The organism is Methylobacterium sp. CCH5-D2 (assembly GCF_001556475.1).
Taxonomy (GTDB): Bacteria; Pseudomonadota; Alphaproteobacteria; order Rhizobiales; family Beijerinckiaceae; genus Methylobacterium; species Methylobacterium hispanicum.
This window is the reverse complement of sequence record NZ_LSIX01000075.1, coordinates 1-251: the sequence shown is the minus strand read 5'-3', so window position 1 is coordinate 251 and position 251 is coordinate 1. Positions and strand designations below refer to the sequence as shown.

The following is a 251-nucleotide window of genomic DNA, read 5'->3' as shown; positions in this document are numbered from 1 at the left end:
GATCCTGCGCGACACCTACGCCTTCAACGTGGGCGGCAGCCTGATCTGGTCGCCGGTGAAGGACCTCGATATCGGCGTCGAGGGCGTCTACCAGAACTACGGCGTGCAGAACGGCCGCGTGATCGACGCGAACCGCTCGCCCGGCGTGACCTCGCAGACGCTGCTGAACGCCGCGGTCGCCGCCGGCACCCTGCGCACCGTCACCAACGCCGACGTGTTCCAGGTCCGCGCCCGCGTCCAGCGCGACTTCT

At 69.3% G+C, this 251-nt stretch carries 1 pseudogene; it reads left to right on the top strand.

Features of this window, described 5'->3' with window-relative positions:
* Positions 1-251, top strand: a pseudogene (locus tag AX737_RS33980) (porin); the annotation flags it as partial.